A 2,542-nucleotide genomic window follows, 5' to 3' on the forward strand; every position below is an offset into this window, starting at 1 on the left:
GGCCCGGCGCATCGCACTGCTGCGCGCCGCCGGGCTGCCGCTGGCGCGGATCGCGGCGGTGCTGGACGCGGACGGCGGCGAGGGCGCGGGCGAGCGGGAGCTGCTGGCGTACTGGCGAGAGCGGGAGGCCGAGCACGCGGCCCGCCGGGAGGCGGTGGGCTATGCCCGAGAGGTCCTGATCGGAAGGAGCACCACCATGTTCGAGATCGCCGAGCGCGACGTGCCCGAGCAGCACGTCCTGTTCGTCCGGCGGCACGTGGACGCCGCCGCACTGCCCGGCTTTCTCCCCGAGGCCAGTACGCTGCTGCTCGGCCGCCTGCGGGAGGTGGGCGCGTGCCTGTCCGCGCCGCTGTTCGCGGTCTACCACGGCCTGGTGGGCGAGGACTGCGACGCCCTGGTCGAGGTCTGCGCCCCCACCCCGAACGCCGTCGGACCGCACGGGCCGTTCGGGGTGCGCATCGAGCCCGCGCACCGTGAGGCGTACACCGCCCTGACCCGGCAGCGCACCGCCACGATGGCCGCCGCCCACGACGCGGTGGGCGCCTGGGTCACCGCCCGCGGGCACGGGCGGGGCGGGCCGAACCGGGAGGTGTACTACCCGAACTGGGCGTCCGGCGGGCCGGAGGAGCACGTCGCGGACGTCGCCGTGCCGCTGGCCGCGGGCCCGCGGTGACTGCCCGCGCCGATCCTCATGACCACCGGCTCCACCGACCACCTGGAGGCGGCGCTGGACTCGGGCCTCGCGCGGCTGGGGCTGACACCGGGCTCACGGGGAACCGGCCGAGGGCCCGCCGCGGCCCGCCGCGGGTGACGCAGCGCGGTCGGGTCCGTACGGACGGGCACGGCCCCGGTGTGGAATGGGCCACATCCCAGGGGCTGTCGAGGGCTCCGGGTGAGAAGGGTCACGCAGGGCACGCGGTCACGGCGGCCGACGGCGAGGACCCCCGGCAGGACTGGGCGGGCGCCGTCGGGGCACGGGCGAAGGGCCTGTCCGCTTCGGGACCTTGGTCATGAATCCGCTCGACCTTCGCCCTGGTGGCGGCCCGTCGGGGCCGGGGCAACTGTGGACGGTCGCCCGTTGTGACCGGGCGGCGGCGCCGTCCGACGTGGGCGGTGCCTTTCCCTGCCGTCTACCCGGCGCACGGTGCGCAGTGCGCGCCGTACGCTCCGGAGGACCCCAAGCACATGTCCCAGACCATCGACAACGCCCCGTATACCGCATTCCACCGCAGGCTGGCCCTCGCCTGTTCGGGCGGACCGCTGCTCGACGGCTACATCCTGAGCATCGTCGGCGTCGCCCTGATCGGGATGCGCCCGGACCTCGGGTTGTCCACCGCGGAAGTCAGCCTGATCGGCGCCGCCGCGCTGGTCGGAATGTTCGTCGGCGGCGCGCTCTTCGGCGTGCTGACCGACAAGATCGGCCGGGAGGTGATGTACACCGCCGACCTGCTCGTGATGGTCGCCTGCTCGGTGCTCTCCTTCTGGGTCGACGCGGTGTGGGCGATCGCCGTGCTGCGCTTCGTGCTCGGCATGGCCGTGGCCGCCGACTACCCCATCGCCACCTCGCTGCTCGCCGAGTGGCTGCCCACCAAGCACCGCGGCCGGCTGCTCGGGAAGCAGATCATCGCCTGGTACGCGGGTTCCGTGCTCGCCTACGTGGTGGGCTACCTGTTCCTGGAGCTGGCCGGGCCGGGCAGCTGGCGCTGGATGCTGGCGAGTTCCACGGTGCTGTGCGTGGTGTTCCTGGTGATCCGCCGCGGCTCCCCGGAGTCCCCGCGCTGGCTGGCCGCCAACGGGCGGGTCGGCGACGCGGTGCGCGTGGTCGAGAAGCACCTCGGGGTCCGGGTCGACGGGCGCGAGCTGATGCCCGACCCGGCCGAGCGCGGCCGCCCCGGCGGACTGCGCCTGCTGATGACCCAGCCCTACCGGCGCCGCACCCTGTTCTGCGGCCTGTTCTTCCTCTTCCAGGTCGGCCCGCTGTTCGCGATGCTCACCTTCGGCCCGCAGATCCTCTCCTCCTTCGGCATGCCCGGCGGCAACATGATGGAGACCCTGGGCACCGGGCTGATCAGCCTCGTCTTCCTGCTCGGCTGCTACCCGGCGCTGCGGCTGATCGACACCCGCGGCCGGCGCCCCGTCATCATCTGGTCCTTCGCCCTGATGACCGTCCCGCTGGCGCTGCTGGGCGTGTGGCCCACCGCCCCCGCCGCCGTCGCCCTGCTCGCGCTGTGCGCGTACGCCTTCCTGTGCGGCGGGCCCAACGTGCTCGACTGGACCTACCCCAACGAGCTGTTCCCCACCGAGATCCGGGCCACCGCCGTGGGCGTGGCCACCTCGGTCAGCCGGGTCGGCGCGGCCGTGGGCACCTACCTGCTGCCGCTGTCGCTGACCGGGCTCGGCACCGGCCCCACCATGCTGATCGCCGCCGGGGCCACGGCGCTGGGCCTGCTGGTGAGCGTGCTGTGGGCCGAGGAGACCCGCGGCACCGCGCTCGGTGCCTCCCCCGCCGCAGGCGCCGCCGCCCCGCGCCCCGCCCGCGGCA

At 74.6% G+C, this 2,542-nt stretch carries 2 protein-coding genes; both read left to right on the forward strand.

What is annotated here, in order from left to right:
* On the forward strand, positions 1-673 hold a 673-nt coding region (locus tag KS423_RS43300; protein ID WP_224285181.1), incomplete at its 5' end, for a GyrI-like domain-containing protein.
* A gap of 512 nt (positions 674-1,185) precedes the next feature.
* Positions 1,186-2,542 (forward strand): MFS transporter (locus KS423_RS43305; protein ID WP_224285182.1); only part of this gene is annotated, 1,357 nt, incomplete at its 3' end.

Source organism: Streptomyces sp. LS1784 (genome assembly GCF_020103755.1).
Taxonomy (GTDB): Bacteria; Actinomycetota; Actinomycetes; order Streptomycetales; family Streptomycetaceae; genus Kitasatospora.